The following is an 18,795-nucleotide window of genomic DNA, read 5'->3' as shown; positions in this document are numbered from 1 at the left end:
GTGCCCGTGAAGGTGATGATGTTCACCAATACCTACCAGCCCATCGTGGGCGGGGTCAGCGAATCGGTGCTGCGCCTGACCCGCCGCCTGCAGGCCCAGGGCCACCGGGTGCGGGTGGTGGCGCCGCGTCTGGCGGGACAGCCCGCGGCGGAGCCGGACGTGGTGCGGGTGGCCGCGGTGCAGCACTTCAACGGCAGCGACTTCTCGCTACCGGTGCCGATTCCCGGCCGGCTCCACGAGGAGATCGAGGCCTTCGAGCCGGATATCCTGCATTCCCATCACCCCTTCCTGCTGGGCGATACCGCGGCCCGGGCCGCCGAGACCTATGGCCTGCCGCTGGTGTTTACCCATCACACCCTCTACGAACACTACACCCACTATGTGCCCGGGGACTCGCCACGCATGCAGCGCTTCGCCATTGCCCTGGCCACCCAGTACACCCGCCTCTGCGACGAGGTGATCGCCCCCAGCGAGAGCATTCGCGACCTGCTGCTGGAGCGCGGCGCCAACCCCCACCTCAGCGTGGTGCCCAGTGGCGTCAATACGGCGCGCTTCGCCCGGGGCCAGGGCGAGGCGTGGCGGCGGCGCCTGGGGATTCCCGAGGGGGCCCCGGTGATCGGTCACCTGGGCCGCCTGGCCCGGGAGAAGAACCTCGACTTCCTCGGCGAGGCGCTGGCCCTGGCCCTGGCGCGGGAGCCGCGGTTGCATGGCCTGGTAGTGGGCGAGGGGGAGGCGCGGCACGGCCTGGCGGCGAGCGCCGAGCGCCAGGGGGTGGCGGCGCGGCTGCATTTCACCGGGCGCCTGCAGGGTCAGGAACTGATTGATGCCTACCACGCCATGGATCTCTTCGCCTTCGCCTCCCATAGCGAGACCCAGGGCATGGTGCTGGTGGAGGCCATGGCCACCGGCCTGCCGGTGGTGGCCGTGGATGCGCCCGGGGTGCGCGAGGTGGTGGTCTCGGGGCACAACGGCCAGTTGCTGGCCGAGGACGACGCCGAGGCCATGGCGACGGCGCTGCTGGCGCTGAGTGAGGCGGCGGCACGGCGTCCCCTGCGGGAGGGGGCCCTGACCACGGCGGCGGCCTACGACGAGGCACGCTGCGCCGAGCGCTGCCTGGCGGTCTACCGGCGGGCCATCGTCCGGGGCGGCCCGTTCACCCGCGCCGACGAGAACGGCTGGCAATGGATGCGTCACCGCCTGGGGGCCGAGTGGCTGATGCTGCGCCACCGGGGGCGGGTGCTGGGGCAGCTGGTGCAGACGGAGTGGGACCGGGAGCGTCCCGCCTGGTGGCCGGGGGAGGACGAGGACAAGGTGGAGCCGAAGTAGGCGCTCGGCCTGGCCGGACCCCAGAGCGGCTCCTGGCGGCTGGCCGGGGGAGGACGAGGACAAGGTGGAGCCGAAGTAGGGCGTTCAGCGTCGCCGGCGCCGCTCCGCCCAGCGCTTCAGTCCCGCCAGCAGGGCGATGCCGGCGAGCAGGCCGAGGCCGCCCCACAGCAGTTCCTGACGACTCTCGGCGGTGATCAGCTGGCCCAGTTGGCTGCCCAGCAGGGTGACCCCGGCGAGTCCCGGGACGATGCCCAGGGTGGAGCCGATCAGGTAGTCGCGAAAGCGCAGCCGGAAGGCACCCGCCAGCATATTGGTCAGGGTGAAGGGGGCCAGGGGCAGCAGGTTGATCAGCGTCATGGTGCGGATGCCGCGCCGCGACAGGTAGCGGGAGAGGCCGCGCAGGCGCGGTCCGCCGTGGCGCAGCAGCGCCTCGCGGCCCAGGCGGCGACCCACCCACCAGGTCAGCGCCGAGGCCGCCAGGGTGCCGGCCAGGGCATAGCCGAAGCCCCACCAGGGGCCGAACAGCAGGCCGGTGACCGCCACCAGCAGGCTCAGCGGGAACATCACCAGGCAGGCGCCGGCGTAGATCGCCATCAGCGTGGGCAGCGCCCAGGGGCTGTCGCGCCAGGCCAGGCCGCCCCGGGCCAGGGCCTCCAGGCGCGCCGCCTCGAGCAGGCCGCTATGGGCCAGCCATTGCCAGGCGAGCCCCAGGGCGACCAGCGCCACCAGCAACAGGGGCAGCACCAGGCGGCGGCTCATGGGCCCGGCGACTCGCCCCGGGGCAGCCGGGCCAAGGGGTCCTGGCGGAAGTAGTCGCGCAGCAGGGCATAGAGGCCGGGGTAGGCCTGGCTCAGGGTGTCCGGGGCGGTGAAGAAATACTCGCAGCAGACCGCGAAGCACTCGCCGGGATGGCTGGCGGCGTAGTCGTCGATGGGCGTCTCCTCGCCACGCGCCAGACGCGCCTGGAGATCGTCCCAGACGGCGCTGAATTCACGGTGCCAGGCTTTCGGGTCGATGTCGCGGGGCAGCGGCGGGAAGCCGTCCACGTCCTGGGAGTTGCCCAGGTCGAGCTTATGGGCCAGCTCGTGGATCAGCACATTGAAGCCGGTGAAGTCGCCGCTCTCCATCAGGTCGGGGAAGGCCACCACCACCGGGCCCTGGTAGGAGGTCTCGCCGGCCCGCTCGTCGTCGTACTCGTGCATCACCCCGACCTCGTCCATCTCCTCCACCCGGCGCTGGAAGGCCTCGGGGAGGACCAGGATCTCGTGGACATTGGCGAAGGCCTCCAGGTGCTCCGCCTGCGACCAGCCCAGGGTCAGCAGGCAGGCCTGGGCGGCCAGGGCCAGTCGGGCGGGCGGATCGAAGGGCGTCGTCGCGGCGAGCTCGGGGTGCAGGCTCAAGCGCTTGTGGTGGGCGAAGTGCCAGGCGCGCCGTCCCAGCAGCGCCGCCTCGTCGTCGGCGAGGGCGGCGAGCAGCGGCAGCCGCGCCCGGGCCTCCGCCCAGTCGGCGTCGGGGAAGGGGTGGCGGGCCGCGAAGCGCTGCTCCCGCCAGTGGCGCAGCCGCCCGAGCATGGCCTCAGGCCTCCTCCTGCCGGCCCCCGGACTTCCACGACCAGTCGCGCAGGCGCAGGTCGAAGAGGTCCTTGCGGCGATCCTTGAGGTTGGTCACCGAGCCCTCGTTGCGCACCACGGTCAGGCGGGTCAGGTCCAGGTCCGAGAACATGATCATCTCGGTGTTGGGGGTGGTCTCCGCCAGCACGGCGTCGTGGGGGAAGGCGAAGTCGGAGGGCGAGAAGACCGACGACTGGGCGTACTGGATATCCAGGTTCTCGATGGAGGGCACGTTGCCGACGCTGCCGCACAGCACCACATAGCACTCGTTCTCGATGGCCCGGGCCTGGGCGCAGTGGCGGACCCGCAGGTAGCCGTTCTTGGTATCGGTCCAGAAGGGCACGAAGAGGATATCCATCTCCTGCTCGGCGAGCAGCCGGGAGAGCTCGGGGAACTCCACGTCGTAGCAGATCTGGATGCCCACCCGGCCGGCGTCGGTGTCGAAGACGCGCAGTTCGTCGCCGCCCTCGATCACCCAGTCGCGGCGCTCCTGGGGGGTGATATGCAGCTTGTGCTGGCGCTCCAGAGTGCCGTCCCGGTGGCACAGGTAGCTGACGTTATAGAGGCGGTCGTCCTCGCCTGCCTCGATCATCGAGCCGGCGACGATATTGATGTTGTAGGCCACCGCCATGCGCGACAGCTCACTCTTGAACTGCTCGGTGAAGCCGGCCAGGAAGCGGATGGCGGCCATCTGGTCCTGCTGGGCGGCGCGGTCCTGCAGGCCCATCAGCGGGGCATTGAAGAGCTCCGGGAAGACCGCGAAGTCGCTCTGGTAGCCGGACAGGGCGTCGACGAAGTACTCCACCTGCTGGAGCACCGATTCCACCGAGTCGAACTCGCGCATCTGCCACTGCACGGCGCCGACCCGCACCTGGGTCTTGCGCGACTCCAACACCCGCTCGGCGGGCTCGAAGAGGATATTGTTCCACTCCAGCAGGGTGGCGAAGCCCTGGGACTTCTCGTCCTCCGGCAGGTACTTGCGCAGCAGCCGTTTGACCTGGAAGTCGTTGGCCAGTTGGAAGGAGAGGATGGGGTCGTGGAGCTCGCGGCGGGCCACCTTGTCGATGTACTCGGTGGGGGAGAGGGCGTCGGCGTACTCGTGGTACTGGGGGATGCGCCCCCCGGCGAGGATCGCCCGCAGGTTCATCGAGCGGCACAGCTCCTTGCGCGCCTCATAGAGGCGCCGGCCCAGGCGATAGCCTCGGTAGGCCGGGTCGATCAGCACGTCCAGGCCGTACATGGCGTCGCCCTCGGGCTCGTTGAGGATCACCTCCCGGGAGCCGATCAGGTCGTCGTACTTGTGGGGGTTGGAGAAGGTGTCGTAGTCCACCAGGGCGGTAAGGGCCACGCCGACGATCACCTCGTCGTCCTCGATCACCAACTGACCGTCGGGGAACTCCTGCACCAGCTTGTCGATGGTGAGCTTGGGCCAGGCCCCGCCGATATCGTCATAGACCTTGTCCATCAGCGTCTTGAGCTGGGGATAGTCCTCCACGGTCAGGTTGCGCAGGTTGAGGTGCAGTTCGTCGAGGGACATGGCGGCGACTCCTGAGCGGGGGGAATTGAGCGGATTCTATCATGGGCCCCGGGTCGCGCCGTTATTCCACCGTTATCATGTCGTCACATGAAGGTATGATGCGATGGCGACGATACAGGCGGGCCATACTATTCAGATGGCTACGCTTGAGGAGAGAAAGGATCGCCGATATGCCGCGCACTCGCGCTAAGACCATCGATGGGATTGATATGGGATCAAACGCAATCAGGGGCGCCGTGCTGTCGCAGCCTCATGGTTGGATCTAAGTAATGGTTGCTTTCCTGCTACGCGGAGCGTTGGGCTGCCTGCTGGGGCTGCTGCTGTCGTTGGACGGCACTGCCGATGCCGCCGTCCACGGCCAGGCGGATGATCAACGGAATGTCATCGTCGTCGGCGGCGACCACAACTATCCACCCTACGAGTTTATCAACGAAGAGGGCGAGCCGGACGGCTACAACACCGACCTGACGCGGGCCATCGCCGAGGTGATGGGCATCGACGTCGAGATTCGGCTTGGGAACTGGGCCGAGATACGTCAGCTTTTGGAGGCGGGCGACATCGACGTGTTGCAGGGGATGGCCTATTCACCCGAACGTGCCGAGCTGTACGATTTCGCGCCGCCCCATGCCATCGTGCATCAGTCGATCTTTGCCCGTCAGGGGCAGGCGGAAGTCACCGACTTGCAGGAGCTTCGGGGCAAGGAGGTGATCGTGCAGGAGCGCGGCGTCATGCACGACCTGATGCTGCAGAGCGATGTCGGTGCTCTGTTGTTTCCGGCGGATACCCATGCCGATGCGTTGCGCATGCTGGCCTCGGGCAAGCATGACTACGCCCTGGTCGCCAACCTGCCGGGGCTCTATCTGGGGCGTGAACTGGAGCTCTCGAATATCGAGCCGGTGGGCAAGACCTTCGGTGCGCGGCGCTACGGCTACAGTGTTGCCAAGGGCCGCGAGGAGTTGCTGGCGCAGTTCAGCGAAGGCCTGGCGATTCTCAAGAACACCGGACGCCAGCAGGCGATCTACGACCAGTGGTTGGGCCCGCTGGAGACGTCGGGCGTGCCATGGAAGAAGATTGGCCAGGTCGCGGCAGTGATATCGGCGGTGTTATTGCTGGTGCTCGGGGGCATCGTCATCTGGAACCGGATGCTCACCCGTGAAGTCGCGCGACGCGCGCAGGAACTGAAAATCCAGCAGCAGAAGCTGGTCCAGGCCGACAAGATGACCTCCCTGGGAGTTCTGGTCTCGGGGGTTGCCCACGAAATCAATAACCCCTGTAGCCTGGTGCTGATGAACCTGTCGATGCTCAAGGCGGTGCTGCGTGATAGCGAGGAGGCCTACGAGGCGTTCTTTCAGCAGCATGGCGATTTCGTGCTCGGTCACTTACCCTACAGCCGGATGAGCAAAGAGATACCGCGGATGCTGGAGGATATCTCCACCGGTGCCCAGCGTATCCGCCGGATCGTCGATGACCTGCGTGATTTCGCTCGGCAGGGGCCGGTCGACCTGAACGACTCGGTGGATCTCAATGCAGTGGTGGCCGCCGCCATCCGCCTGGTCGACAGCACCATTCGCCAGTCCACCGACCATTTCCGGGTCCGCTACGACGAGTCGGCGCCGCGGTTCCGAGGCAGCGCCCAGAAGATCGAGCAGGTGGTGATCAACCTGATCGTCAATGCCTGCCAGGCGTTGGACTCCCGCGACAGCGCCATCTCCGTGACGACGCAATATGAGGCTGACAAGAATCGGCTGTGTCTCGAAGTACGGGATGAAGGACAGGGTATCGACCCGGAAAATCTCTCGCGGCTCAGCGATCCCTTCTTTACCACCAAAAGGGAACAGGGCGGCATGGGGCTCGGCCTTTCGGTATCCCTGAGCATCGTACAGGAGCATGGTGGCACGCTGGATTATGACTCCGAGCCCGGCCATGGAACCCGCGCCATGCTTTCATTACCGATCAACCCGGAAACTTGACCGAATGAGCAGTAATCTCTATCCAACCTTCGGCGTTCTGCTGGTCGACGACGAGGCCTCGTTTCTACGCAGTTTCAGCCTGATACTGGAGACTCAGGGAGGGATCAATCACCTCTATCAGTGCCAGGACAGCCGCGATGCGATGCAGATGATCGCCGAGAATCCGATTGGACTAGTGCTGCTCGACCTGACCATGCCCCATCTGTCCGGTGAAGCCCTGCTGCAGCAGATCGTCGAAGAGCACCCGGATATCGGCGTCATCATCATCAGCGGCCTGAACCAACTGGAAACCGCGGTTAACTGTATTCGCCTTGGCGCCTATGACTATTTCATAAAGACAACGGAAGAGAACCGCCTGCTCGATGGCATTCACCGGGCGATCCGGATGCAGGAGATGCGGCTGGAAAACCAGGAGATGCGTCGGCGGTTTCTCAGCGACACCCTGGACCGACCGGAGGTATTCGCCGACATCATTACCCGGGATAAGGGCATGCGCTCGGTGTTCCAGTACCTCGAGACGGTGTCGGCAAGCAGCCAGCCGGTGTTGATCACCGGCGAGAGCGGGACCGGCAAGGAGGCGATTGCCCGGGCCATCCATACGTTGAGCGGGCGTAGTGGACCGCTGGTCTGCGTCAATGTCGCCGGCCTCGATGACAACATCTTCGCCGATACCCTGTTCGGTCATCATCGTGGCGCCTTTACCGGCGCCGACAAGGCTCGGGCGGGCATGATCGAGCAGGCCGGTGGTGGCACCCTGTTGCTGGACGAGATCGGCGACCTCAGCCTGGCTTCACAGGTCAAGCTGCTGCGTCTGTTGCAGGAAGGGGAGTACTACCCCCTTGGCAGCGACAGGCCCAAGCGTATCCATGCCCGGGTGCTGGTGGCCACCCATCAGGACCTGGACCAGAAGCAGCGTGACGGCGAGTTCCGCAAGGATCTCTATTATCGCTTGCGCACTCATCAGGTGGAGTTGCCACCGCTGCGCCAGCGCCAGGGGGACATCCCGCTGTTACTGGATCACTTCCTCGCCGAAGCCGCCGAGGACCTGGGCCGGAGCAAGCCTCCGGTACCCAAGGCGTTGGTGGCACTGCTACGCAACTATGCCTTCCCCGGCAATGTCAGGGAGTTGCGCGCCCTCTGTTTCGATGCCCTCGGTCGCCATCGTGGGGGCGTGCTGTCAATGGACGTGTTTCGCCGGGCGGCCGGGCAGGGAGGCGCAATACTGGAGTCCGACGCGGACCCTGCCATGCCCCTCTTCGCTTCCGATCAGCCGCTGCCGACCCTGCAGGAAGTCGCCGATATGCTGGTGGCCGAGGCGATGGAACGGGCGCAGGGCAATCAGTCCCGGGCCTCGCGGCTGCTGGGGATTTCCCAGCCGGCATTGAGCAAGCGACTGAAAAAATCCCAGTCGTGATGAACTGGTATCACTCACCATAACCAGGGTTATAGTTATAACCCTGGTTTTGTTTTTATTTAACCATTTGAAAATTAGGAAAATTTTCAGGAGTTGGTGGCCCTTTCATTACCCTGGTTATAGCTTTCAGGTCGACGTCAGTATCCGTCATTTCTCAGGTTAGTTCATTTAAAACAATGACTTGCTCCGTGTTTTCGTGGACTGGCACCGTTCTTGCTGGATAACAGGCTGAGAACGAGCCCTGGCGGGCGACTCACTGGTCCGCAGTGTCGCCGCCCGTCGGTGCTTGTCGCCCAAGCGGAATGACCACAACGACAACGAAAGAGAAAACCAATGGAACATGCAACCTTAGAGACGCGTCGTGCCGGTTTCTGGAGCAAGCTGGCACTGTGGAAGAAAATCTTGATCGGCATGGCCCTCGGGATGCTGGCGGGGGGGATCCTGGGCCCCGATGCCGAGCTGTTGAAGCCGATCGGCACCCTCTTTATCAACGCCATCAAGATGCTTATCGTGCCGCTGGTGTTCTGCTCGCTGGTCGTCGGCGTCACCTCGATGCAGGATACTCGCAAGCTGGGGCGCATCGGCCTTAAGTCCGTGGTGCTCTACCTCGGTACCACCGCGGTCGCCATCAGTATCGGTCTTGGCATGGGCACGCTTTTCTCACCCGGTGAGGGCGTCAATATGGTGGCGGCCGACAGCGCCGTTGCCGCCAGTGAGGCGCCTACCCTGGTCGAGACGCTGCTCAACATGATTCCGACGAATCCGGTCGATGCGTTGGCAACCGGCAATATCCTGCAAATCATCGTCTTCGCCCTGGGATTGGGCATCGCGCTGAACCTGTGTGGCGAGAAGGCGAAACCGGCCGTGCAAGTGTTCGAAAGCCTGGCGGAAGGCATGTACAAGCTGACCGAACTGGTGATGAAACTGGCCCCTTACGGTGTGTTCGGCCTGATGGCCTGGGTGGCCGGCACGTATGGTATGGACATCCTGCTGCCGCTGATCCAGGTGGTTGCCGTGACCTATCTCGGCTGTGTCATTCACGTGATGGTGTTCTATTCCGGCCTGGTCAGTGGCCTGGGGCGCCTGAATCCGGTGCGCTACCTCAAGGGCCTGATCAATCCCGCCGCGGTGGCCTTCACCACGACCAGCAGTTCCGGAACCCTGCCTGCCTCCATTAAAGCCGCACGGGAGGAGATGGGTGTCTCCAAGGGGGTCTCCAGTTTCGTACTGCCGCTGGGGGCGACCATCAATATGGACGGCACCGCCCTCTACCAAGGGGTCTGTGCGCTGTTTATCGCCCAGGCCTTTGGCGTCGATCTGGCGTTCTCCGACTACCTGCTGATCATCATGACATCCACCTTGGCATCGATCGGCACTGCCGGGGTACCGGGTGCCGGCCTGATCATGCTGTCGTTGGTCCTGACAACCGTCGGCCTGCCGATGGAAGGTCTTGCGATCATCGCCGGTATCGATCGCATCCTGGATATGGCCCGCACCACCGTCAATGTCTGTGGTGATCTGATGGTGTCGGTCCTGGTCGGCAAGAGCGAAAACGAGCTCGATGAAAGCATCTACAACCGTTCACGTCCCGCCACCCAGCCCAGCGCCGCCTGATTCACCTCCCTCAGGGAGATGCATGCTATGCCGTACATCTCCCGACTCTCGAGAGTCGGCCGTTCGCAGTCATCGTCGGCGAGCCATCATCCTTGGTCTTGCGTGGCGACAGTGCGAGACAAGGGCTGCGTCAATGTCTGGGCCATCAGCACCCCGGCCAGCGTCAGGCCGCCCCCCAGCAGGTGGTGGGCGCCCAGGCACTCGCCGAGGAAGGCCATGGCGATCAGGGCGCTGAACAGCGGCATCAGGTTGATAAAGATGCTCGCCTTGCTGGCGCCGATCTGGCCGATGGCGCGCATCCACAGGAAGGTGGTGATGATGGAGGCGGGAATGCCGGCATAGAGGATCAGCCAGACATTGCCGCCATCCACCGGGGTCATGGGGCCGAGCAGGTAGCCCGGCAACAGCAGCAACACCGCGAAGCCCACCTGGGCATAGAGCAGCACCCAGGGCGACAGCCCCAGGGACCAGCGCCTGAGCATCACCCCGTAGCCGGCGTAGCAGGTGGCGGCCACCACCATCAGCGCATCGCCCTTGGCCACCTCCAGGGCCAGCAGGCTGCGCGGGTCGCCCTGGCCCAGCAGCACCAGTACCCCGAACAGGGCGATCACCCCGCCGATGACGCCGCCCAGGGTGGGCGGCTCGCGCAGGATCAGGGCGCTGAGCAGCACCGTCAGCAGCGGCACCATGGCGGCGAGGATGCCCATATTGGTGGCACTGGTGGTCTCGGCGGCCATATAGGCCAGCCCCTGCCAGAGGCCCATGCCCAGGGCACCCAGCACGGCGAGCTTGAGCCACTCGCGGCGGATGATGGTCCGGGCCCGCCAGGCGGCGGGCAGCAGGAAGGGGGTCAGCACCAGCAGGGCCAGCAGCCAGCGCAGGAAGGCGATGGAACTGGGGGCGATGGCGCCCACGCTGAGCTGGTTGATGGTCATGTTGCCGGACCAGATCAGCACGGTGCCTAGCGGCGGCAGCAGATAGAGCAGGGGCATCAAGACCTCGACGGATGTGGGTAGGGGCCCGGGACGCTGGCAGGCCCCTGAATCATACCCGGCAACCCGTAAGGAGGCTAATCAAGTGCGCTCCCGGAGGGAAGCGGCCAAGTGGCGTTGGGAGGCCGCGGAGACGCCGCACCGTCAGCCGCCTAGACTGTGCCTTATCTTGGTTTCGAGGGACTTCCGATGACAAACCCGAGCGATCCGGCGTCGCACGCCGCGGCCAGCGATATGCAGACCGACTATGTGGTCGGCCAGGACAATATCGAGGGGCAACTGGGCCCCATCGGCTTCGATATCCACAACCGGGTCTTCGTCGTCTCGGCGCTCGCCTCGGTGGTCTTTATTCTGCTGACTCTGCTGTTTCCGGAGCGGGCGGGGAGCCTCTTCCAGTCCATCGTCGGTTTCGCCACTGGCAGCCTGGACTGGTATTTCATGATCGTGGTGGATTTCTTTATCCTCTTCAGCCTGGCGCTGGTGGTCTCGCCCTATGGCTCGGTGAGGCTGGGCGGGCCCGAGGCTCGGCCGGAATACCATTACCTCTCCTGGTTCGCCATGCTGTTCGCCGCCGGTATCGGTATCGGCCTGCTGTTCTTCGGCGTGCTGGAGCCGGTCTACCATGCCAACGTCTCCCTGCCCCTGGGCATCCCCTCGCCCTTCGGCGCCGATGGGGCATTGAACCCCGAGGCGATTCCCGAGGCTACGGCCCTGGGCCTGGCCGGCACCTACCTGCATTGGGGCATCCATGGCTGGGCGGTCTATGTGGTCATGGCCCTGGCGCTGGCGCTCTTCACCTACAACAAGGGCCTGCCGTTCTCGATCCGTTCGGCCTTCTTCCCGATCCTCGGCGAGCGGGTCTGGGGTTGGTGGGGCCATGCCATCGATATCCTGGCGGTCTTCTCCACCCTCTTCGGCCTGGCCACTTCACTCGGCCTCGGCGCCCAGCAGGCCAATGCGGGGATGAATTTCGTCTTCGGGCTGGAGGTGAATGTCGCCGCTCAGGTCATCATTATCCTGCTGGTGACGGCGGTGGCCCTGGTCTCGGTATGGCGGGGGCTCGATGGGGGCGTCAAGAAGCTCTCCGAGATCAATATGGCCATGGCGGTGCTGTTCTTCTTCTTCGTGCTGTTCGCCGGCCCGACCCTGATCGCCCTGAGTGGCTTCTGGACGGGACTTACCACCTATGTGACGGAGTTCGTGCCGCTCTCGGCGCCCTTCGGCCGCGACGACGATGCCTATCGTCAGGCCTGGACGATCTTCTACTGGGCCTGGTGGATCAGTTGGGCGCCCTTCGTCGGCATGTTTATCGCCCGGGTCTCCCGGGGCCGCACGGTGCGCGAGTTCGTGATCTGCGTGTTGCTGATTCCCAGCCTGTTTATCTTTATCTGGATGGGGGTGTTCGGCGCCACCGCCCTGGATCAGCTCTATGCCGACCCCGCCAACAGCCTGGTCAAGGACTATGTGATCGACAATTACAGCCCCGAGCTGTCGCTGTTCGGCATGCTCAACGAGCTGCCGCTGACCGGCCTGATGTCGACCCTGGGCATCATCCTGGCGCTGATCTTCTTCGTCACCTCCTCGGATTCCGGTTCATTGGTGATCGATACCATCACCGCCGGCGGCAAGATCGATGCGCCGCGGCCGCAGCGCATGTTCTGGGCCACGGTGGAGGGGTTGATCGCCATCGTGCTGCTGCTCGGCGGCGGCCTCTCGGCGCTACAGGCCGGGGTCACGGCGACGGCGATTCCCTTCTCCATCGTCATGCTGCTGATGTGCTACTCGATCATCAAGGCGCTCAATGGCGAGCTAAAGCGCCGTTAGCGCCCCGCGCCCGCCGCCTCCAGCAGCCAGGCCATCAGCGTGGCCTTGGCCTCGCCGGCGGCGGTGGGTTGCATATCGATCAGCCCATAGCCCTGGGACGAATGCAGGGCCAGCTCGGTCAGCCCCACCAGCATGCCGTTGTCGATGGCCTCGTCCACCAGGCCCCGCCAGCCCATCCCCACCCCCTGGCCGGCGATCGCCGCCTGGATCAGCAGGGTGTAGTTGTTGAAGATCAGCTCGGCGTTCTCCCGGTGGGCGATCCCGCCCAGGCGCTGGAAATAGCCGGGCCAGTCCTGCCAGGCCGCCTTGTCCTCGCTGGTCAGGGTCAGCAGCGGCACCTCGGCGAGGCGCGCCAGGGAGTCGATGGGCCCATGCTGGGCCAGGAAGCCGGGGCTGCACACCGGGAACACCTCCTCGGCGAAGAGTCGCGGCACGCCGGCGGCCAGGGTGCGCTCGTCGCAGAACAGGATGGCCACGTCCACTTCCGGATCCGGGCGCATCTCGCCGACCTGACGGGTGATGATGCGTACGTCGATCTGCGGATGGTCGCGGCGGAAGGCCGGCAGTCGCGGCATCAGCCAGTAGGCCGCGAAGGAGAAGTCGGTGAGGATATTGACCCGCGGGTGACGCTGGCGGTTGAGCAGGGCGTCGATGGCCCGCTCGATGGTGGCGAAGCCCTCCTGGACCGCATCGAACAGCCCCTCGCCGGCCTCGGTGAGCCGCACGCCGCGGTAGATGCGCTCGAACAGGGGCATCCCCAGTTGCTCCTCGAGGCCGCGCACCTGCTGGCTGACCGCCGACTGGGTGGAGTGCAGTTCCCGGGCCGCCGCGGTGAAACTGAGGTGGCGGGCGGCGGCCTCGAAGACCCGCAGACTGTTGAGCGATACCCTACGGCCGAGTAGCGACATTAGCCAAGCTTATCCTATGCATTAAAAATCACCGAGTTTACAGGCCTTCAGATTAGCAGAGAGACTGTCATGGCCGCCACGCCCCGGCCCATATGACACTCCAGAGGAGGCCCCATGACCGCCAAGCGCCCCAATATCCTGTTCCTGATGGCCGACCAGATGGCCGCCCCCTCGCTGCCCTTCTACGGCCACAAGGTCGTCAAGACCCCGAACCTGTCGCGCCTGGCAGAGGAAGGCGTGGTCTTCGATTCCGCCTACTGCAACAGCCCCCTCTGTGCGCCGTCGCGCTTCACCCTGATGGCGGGCCAGCTACCGTCGCGCATCGGTGGCTACGACAACGCCGCCGACTTTCCCGCCGATACGCCCACCTTCGCCCACTACCTGCGCGATGCCGGCTACCTGACCGCACTCTCCGGCAAGATGCACTTCTGTGGCCCGGACCAGTTGCACGGCTTCGAGGAGCGCCTGACGTCCGATATCTATCCGGCCGACTATGGCTGGTTCGTCGACTGGGAGAACTTCGAGGAGCGCCCGACCTACTACCACAACATGTCCTCGGTGACCCAGGCCGGCCCCTGCGTGCGCTCCAACCAGCTCGACTTCGACGACGAGGTCACCTTCCGCGCCCAGCGATTCATCTACGACTATGCGCGCAGCGACCGGGAGCGCCCCTTCTGCCTGACGGTCTCGCTGACCCACCCCCACGACCCCTACACCATTCCCCAGGAGTACTGGGATCGCTACGAGCACGACGCCATCGATATGCCCCAGGTGCCCTACTCCCGGGAGCTGATGGACCCGCACTCTCAGCGCCTGCGCCACGTCTATCAGTGCGACGAGGACACCGTCAGCGACGAACAGATCCGCAATGCCCGTCATGCCTATTACGGGGCGATCAGCTACGTCGACGACCAGCTCGGCAAGGTGCTCCAGGCCCTCGAGGAAAGTGGCCTGGCCGAGGACACCATCATCGTCTTCTCCGGTGACCACGGCGACATGCTCGGCGAGCGGGGGCTGTGGTACAAGATGAGCTGGTTCGAGGGCTCCGCCCGGGTGCCGATGATCGTCCATGCGCCGAAGCGCTTCACCGCCGGCCGGGTCAAGGAGTCCGTCTCCACCATGGACCTGCTGCCCACCTTCGCCGAGCTGGCCAATGACGGCCAGGCCCCCGAGTACGCAGTGCCCATCGACGGCCGCAGCCTGCTGCCTCACCTGACCGGCACGGGCGGTCATGACGAGGTGATAGGCGAGTACCTGGGGGAAGGCGCCATCGCCCCGCTGCTGATGATCCGCCGCGGACGCTACAAGTTCGTCCACTCCGCCCCCGACCCCGACCAGTTGTTCGATCTCGAGGCCGATCCCCGGGAACTCAACAACCTGGCCGAGGATCCCGAGCACCTGGACCGCTGCAAGCAGTTCCGCGAGGAGGTCGCCAGCCGCTGGGACACCGAGAAGCTGCACCAGGAGGTGCTGGCCAGCCAGCGGCGTCGCAAGCTGGTCGCCCGCGCCCTGATGAAGGGCAAGGTGACCCCCTGGGATCACCAGCCGTTCTTCGATGCCAGCACCCAGTACATGCGCAACACCATCGACCTGGATGACCTGGAGCGGCGGGCCCGCTTCCCGGTCGTGGACACCGAGGCCTCCTGATGGCCTGGCTGCCCCGCATGCGCCGGCCGCTGTTAGCGCAGCGGCCATGGTGGAGCCCCGGCGGGGCGCCGGGTGCCTTCAAGGCGGACCTGATCGCCGGCCTGACCGGCGCCATCCTGGTGGTGCCCCAGGGCATCGCCTATGCGCTGCTGGCGGGGCTGCCGCCACAGTACGGCCTCTACACCGCCGTGATCCCCACCCTGCTGGCGGCGCTGTTCGGCGACTCCCGGCAGATGGTCAGCGGCCCCACGGCGGCGCTCTCCATCGCCCTCTTCGCCACCCTGGCGCCGTTGGCCGAGGCGGGCAGCGAGGCCTTTATCGCCCTGGCCCTGACCCTGACCCTGTTGACCGGCCTCTTCCAGCTGCTGCTGGGCGTGGCCTGGCTGGGCGGGCTGGTGGCCCTGGTCTCCCACTCGGTGGTGGTCGGCTTCACCGCCGGCGCGGCCCTGATCATCGCCGCCAGCCAACTCCCCGCCGCCCTGGGGCTGACCCGCGACCAGGCCGAGGTCCTGCTCGATGGCGGCGCGGACCTGCTGGCGGGGCTCGGCGCCATCCGCCCCGGGGCCGCGCTGATCGCCGTCGTCACCCTGGGCCTGTGCCTGGCCTGCCGCCGCTGGCGGCCACGCTGGCCGGCCATGCCGCTGGCTCTGCTGCTGGCCACCCTGCTGGCCCAGGCCATCGACCCGGGCGGCGAGCAGATCCCGCGTATCGCCGAGGTACCGGCGGGCCTGCCGCCCCTGGTGCTGCCGCAACTCTCCCTGGAGACCTTCTCGCTGCTGGCGCCGGGGGCCATCGCCCTGGGGTTGCTGGGCCTGGTGGAGGCCGCGGCCATTTCCCGGGCCCTGGCCAGCCGCTCCGGCCAGCGCATCGATGCCAATCGCGAGTTCATCGGCCAGGGGCTCTCCAACCTGGGCGGCGCCTTCTTCTCCGCCTATGTCTCCTCGGGCTCCTTCACCCGTTCGGGACTCAATGCCAGCGCCGGGGCCCGGACCTCCCGCGCCGCCATGCTGGCCGCCCTGCTGCTGGTGCCGATGCTGCTGCTGGCCACCCCCTGGCTGCGGTTTATTCCCACCGCCGCCATCGCCGGCCTGCTGCTGCTGGTGGCCATCAACCTGATCGACCGCCGGGCCATCGCCGAGGCGCTGCGGGCCGGCAAGAACGAGCTGAGCGTGCTGCTGATCACCTTCGTCGGCACCCTGCTGCTGGCCCTGGAGGTCGCCATCCTGCTGGGGGTGCTGACCTCCCTGGCCCTCTACCTGCGGCGCACCACCCGTCCCCCGGTGGTGCCCGCCGCCTTGCACCAGGCTCCGGCGGCGCTTCACGCGCCCCTCGACGAGGCGACCTGCGACGTGGTGAGGATCGACGGCTCCCTCTACTTCGGCGCCTGCGATTCGGTGGCGCGGCGCCTGGACGCCTTCGAGCGGCCGAACCTGGTGATCCTGGCCGCCGGCATCAATTTCATCGACCTAAGCGGTATCCATCTTCTCGAGCGGCAGGCCCGGCGCTGCCGAGAGCGGGGAGGGCGTCTCTACCTGGCCTGGGCCAAGCCCGATGTCATGGCTCGCCTGCGGCAGGCCGGCCTGGTCGACGACGTTCAGCACCCTGACACACCCATGGCCATAACAATATAAGAGGCATTCCCCATGACCTACCCACACTCCGATAACGAACCGAGCCACTGCCTTGATCCGCCATTCGAGACGCTACCCGCCTCTTGGCGCCTCGGCTTGGGGGCGGCGTCTTTTCCATTAGATGTTCAAAATCTTACAATAAGGAGAGGTCTCTTATGAGGACGACAAGCGACTCGGCGACTGATGCCGAGATTAGCGATATGCAGACCGACTATGTGGTCGGCCAGGACAATATCAAGGGGCGACTGGGGCCCATTGGCTTCGATATTCACAATCGGGTATTTATCGTCTCGGCGCTGGCCTCGATCATTTTCATCGTGCTGACGCTGCTGTTTCCCGAGCGGGCGGGGGGACTCTTCCAGTCCATCGTCGCCTTCACCACCGGCAGCCTGGACTGGTATTTCATGGGCCTGGTGGATTTCTTTATCCTCTTCTGTCTCGGGCTGGTCGTTTCGCCCTACGGCTCGGTGAGGTTGGGCGGGACCGCGGCCCGGCCGGACTATGGCTACCTCTCCTGGTTCGCCATGCTGTTCACCGCCGGTATCGGCATCGCCCTGCTGTTCTTCAGCGTGCTGGAGCCGGTCTACCATGCCAACGTCTCCCTGCCCCTGGGCATCCCCTCGCCCTTCGGCGCCGACGGGGCCCTAAACCCGGACGCCATCGCCGACGCCACGGCCCTGGGCCTGGCCGGCACCTTCCTCCACTGGGGCCTGCATGGCTGGGCGGTCTATGCGGTGATGGCCCTGGCCCTGGCGATCTTTACCTACAACAAGGGGTTGCCGTTCTCGATCCGTTCGGCCTTCTACCCGATCCTCGGCGAGCGGGTCTGGGGCTGGTGGGGCCATGCCATCGATATCCTGGCGGTCTTCTCCACCCTCTTCGGCCTGGCCACGGCGCTGGGGCTCGGCGCCCAGCAGGCCAATGCGGGGATGAATTTCGTCTTCGGCCTGGATATCAGTACCACGACCCAGGTCATCGTGATCCTGCTGGTCACGGCCGCGGCCCTGGTCTCGGTATGGCGGGGGCTCGATGGGGGCGTCAAGAAGCTCTCCGAGTGGAACATGGTGGCGGCCGTGCTGTTCTTCATCTTCGTGCTGTTCGCCGGCCCGACCCTGGTGGGCCTGAGCGGCTTCTGGACGGGGCTGTCGACCTATGTGACGGAGTTCGTGCCGCTCTCGGCGCCCTTCGGCCGCGACGACGATGCCTACCGCCAGTCCTGGAGCGTCTTCTACTGGGCCTGGTGGGTCAGCTGGGCGCCCTTCGTCGGCATGTTTATCGCCCGGGTCTCCCGGGGGCGCACGGTGCGCGAGTTCGTGATCTGCGTGCTGCTGGTGCCCAGCCTGTTCATCTTTATCTGGATGGGCGTGTTCGGCAGCATCGCGCTCGATCAGCTCTATGCCGACCCCGCCAACAGCCTGGTCAAGGAATACGTGATCGATGCCTACCGCCCGGAACTGGCGCTGTTCGGCATGCTCAATGAGCTGCCGCTGACCGGCCTGATGTCGACCCTGGGCATCATCCTGGCGCTGGTCTTCTTCGTCACCTCCTCGGATTCCGGTTCATTGGTGATCGATACCATCACCGCCGGCGGCAAGATCGATGCGCCGCGGCCGCAGCGCATGTTCTGGGCCACGGTGGAGGGGTTGATCGCCATCGTGCTGCTGCTCGGCGGCGGCCTCTCGGCGCTACAGGCCGGGGTCACGGCGACGGCGATTCCCTTCTCCATCGTCATGCTGTTGATGTGCTACACCATCCTCAAGGCGCTCCACGGCGAGCTGAAGCGCCGTTAGCGGCCGGCTTTCGGCGCCAATAACGCACCGCCCCCGCTGCCTGGCAGCGGGGGCGGTGTCGTCTCTCGAGGGATGCTCCTGGCTCAGATAATGGCGGCGATGCCCGCCTTGGCCACCTGGGCGTCCTGGTCGGACTTGACCCCGGAGACGCCCACGGCGGCGATCACCTGCCCATCGATAATCACCGGCACGCCGCCCTCCAGCAGCCCCTGCAGGGGGGCGGAGAGGAAGGCGTTGCGCCCGCCATTGATCATATCCTCGAAGACCCGGGTCTCCTTATGGCTCAGCGCCGCGGTGCGCGCCTTCTGGGCGCTGACCATGGCGGTCATGGGGGCGGCGCCGTCCAGGCGGCGCAGGGCCAGCAGCTCGCCGCTGTCGTCGGCGACGGCGACGGTGATGTGCCAGTCATTGGCCTCGGCCTCGCGCTGGGCGGCGTCGAGGATGGCATTGACCTCCTTGAGTCCGAGTACGGCCTTGGTCTGCATGCTTGAGTCTCCTTGGAGTTATCGAAGTTGGAAATGGTATGGGTCAC

The 18,795-nt window shown here is 65.8% G+C and carries 14 protein-coding genes; 8 read left to right on the top strand and 6 right to left on the bottom strand.

Annotation, left to right across the window (positions count from 1 at the left end; translation table 11 throughout):
• Positions 1-15: 15 nt before the first annotated feature.
• Positions 16-1,326 carry a glycosyltransferase gene (locus ACZ5EF_RS15740; RefSeq protein WP_346061851.1) on the top strand — a complete coding sequence of 437 codons (1,311 nt, stop codon included), beginning with the start codon at positions 16-18 and terminating at the stop codon, positions 1,324-1,326.
• A gap of 84 nt (positions 1,327-1,410) precedes the next feature.
• Here ACZ5EF_RS15740 and ACZ5EF_RS15735 read toward each other — a convergent pair whose 3' ends face one another.
• The 3 genes from ACZ5EF_RS15735 to ACZ5EF_RS15725 are packed head-to-tail and all read right to left on the bottom strand — an operon-like array spanning position 1,411 to position 4,473.
• The gene (locus ACZ5EF_RS15735) at positions 1,411-2,085 is read right to left on the bottom strand and encodes a TVP38/TMEM64 family protein (protein ID WP_346061671.1); all 675 of its coding nucleotides are present in this window, start codon (positions 2,083-2,085) and stop codon (positions 1,411-1,413) included.
• Positions 2,082-2,897: a M90 family metallopeptidase gene (locus tag ACZ5EF_RS15730; RefSeq protein ID WP_346061672.1), complete on the bottom strand. Its 816-nt coding sequence runs from the start codon at positions 2,895-2,897 to the stop codon at positions 2,082-2,084. The genes ACZ5EF_RS15735 and ACZ5EF_RS15730 overlap by 4 nt, the downstream gene beginning before the upstream one ends.
• A 4-nt stretch (positions 2,898-2,901) precedes the next feature.
• Positions 2,902-4,473: a bifunctional GNAT family N-acetyltransferase/carbon-nitrogen hydrolase family protein gene (locus ACZ5EF_RS15725; RefSeq protein ID WP_346061673.1), complete on the bottom strand. Its 1,572-nt coding sequence runs from the start codon at positions 4,471-4,473 to the stop codon at positions 2,902-2,904.
• A 269-nt stretch (positions 4,474-4,742) separates the two neighbouring features.
• Between ACZ5EF_RS15725 and ACZ5EF_RS15720 the strand changes: the two genes are divergently transcribed.
• The 3 genes from ACZ5EF_RS15720 (at position 4,743) to ACZ5EF_RS15710 (ending at position 9,471) form a co-directional block, all read left to right on the top strand.
• Positions 4,743-6,443, top strand: coding sequence for a transporter substrate-binding domain-containing protein (locus ACZ5EF_RS15720; RefSeq protein ID WP_346061674.1), 1,701 nt, complete (start codon positions 4,743-4,745; stop codon positions 6,441-6,443).
• A 4-nt stretch (positions 6,444-6,447) separates the two neighbouring features.
• On the top strand, positions 6,448-7,857 hold the full coding sequence (locus ACZ5EF_RS15715) for a sigma-54-dependent transcriptional regulator (protein WP_346061675.1): 1,410 nt from the start codon (positions 6,448-6,450) through the stop codon (positions 7,855-7,857).
• A gap of 333 nt (positions 7,858-8,190) precedes the next feature.
• Positions 8,191-9,471, top strand: coding sequence for a dicarboxylate/amino acid:cation symporter (locus tag ACZ5EF_RS15710; RefSeq protein ID WP_346061676.1), 1,281 nt, complete (start codon positions 8,191-8,193; stop codon positions 9,469-9,471).
• An 86-nt stretch (positions 9,472-9,557) separates the two neighbouring features.
• Here ACZ5EF_RS15710 and ACZ5EF_RS15705 read toward each other — a convergent pair whose 3' ends face one another.
• On the bottom strand, positions 9,558-10,463 hold the full coding sequence (locus ACZ5EF_RS15705) for a DMT family transporter (RefSeq protein WP_346061677.1): 906 nt from the start codon (positions 10,461-10,463) through the stop codon (positions 9,558-9,560).
• A 189-nt stretch (positions 10,464-10,652) separates the two neighbouring features.
• Here ACZ5EF_RS15705 and ACZ5EF_RS15700 point away from each other — a divergent pair, with 189 nt between their 5' ends.
• The gene (locus tag ACZ5EF_RS15700) at positions 10,653-12,287 is read left to right on the top strand and encodes a BCCT family transporter (protein ID WP_346061678.1); all 1,635 of its coding nucleotides are present in this window, start codon (positions 10,653-10,655) and stop codon (positions 12,285-12,287) included.
• Here ACZ5EF_RS15700 and ACZ5EF_RS15695 read toward each other — a convergent pair.
• On the bottom strand, positions 12,284-13,195 hold the full coding sequence (locus ACZ5EF_RS15695) for a choline sulfate utilization transcriptional regulator (RefSeq protein WP_346061679.1): 912 nt from the start codon (positions 13,193-13,195) through the stop codon (positions 12,284-12,286). The genes ACZ5EF_RS15700 and ACZ5EF_RS15695 overlap by 4 nt on opposite strands.
• Positions 13,196-13,309: 114 nt before the next feature.
• On the opposite strand from ACZ5EF_RS15695, the gene betC reads away from it, so the two are divergent.
• The 3 genes from betC (at position 13,310) to ACZ5EF_RS15680 (ending at position 18,263) form a co-directional block, all read left to right on the top strand.
• The gene (betC, locus tag ACZ5EF_RS15690) at positions 13,310-14,842 is read left to right on the top strand and encodes a choline-sulfatase (RefSeq protein WP_346061680.1); all 1,533 of its coding nucleotides are present in this window, start codon (positions 13,310-13,312) and stop codon (positions 14,840-14,842) included.
• Positions 14,842-16,473 carry a SulP family inorganic anion transporter gene (locus ACZ5EF_RS15685; protein WP_346061681.1) on the top strand — a complete coding sequence of 544 codons (1,632 nt, stop codon included), beginning with the start codon at positions 14,842-14,844 and terminating at the stop codon, positions 16,471-16,473. The genes betC and ACZ5EF_RS15685 overlap by 1 nt, the downstream gene beginning before the upstream one ends.
• A gap of 155 nt (positions 16,474-16,628) precedes the next feature.
• The gene (locus ACZ5EF_RS15680; RefSeq protein WP_346061682.1) at positions 16,629-18,263 is read left to right on the top strand and encodes a BCCT family transporter; all 1,635 of its coding nucleotides are present in this window, start codon (positions 16,629-16,631) and stop codon (positions 18,261-18,263) included.
• 83 nt (positions 18,264-18,346) lie between these two features.
• On the opposite strand, the gene ACZ5EF_RS15675 is transcribed toward ACZ5EF_RS15680, so the two are convergent.
• Positions 18,347-18,748, bottom strand: coding sequence for a GlcG/HbpS family heme-binding protein (locus ACZ5EF_RS15675; protein WP_346061683.1), 402 nt, complete (start codon positions 18,746-18,748; stop codon positions 18,347-18,349).
• Positions 18,749-18,795 lie beyond the last annotated feature (47 nt).

The organism is Bisbaumannia salifodinae, from assembly GCF_055388505.1.
The sequence above is the reverse complement of the archived record's forward strand: the minus strand, read 5'-3'. Positions and strand labels throughout refer to the sequence as shown.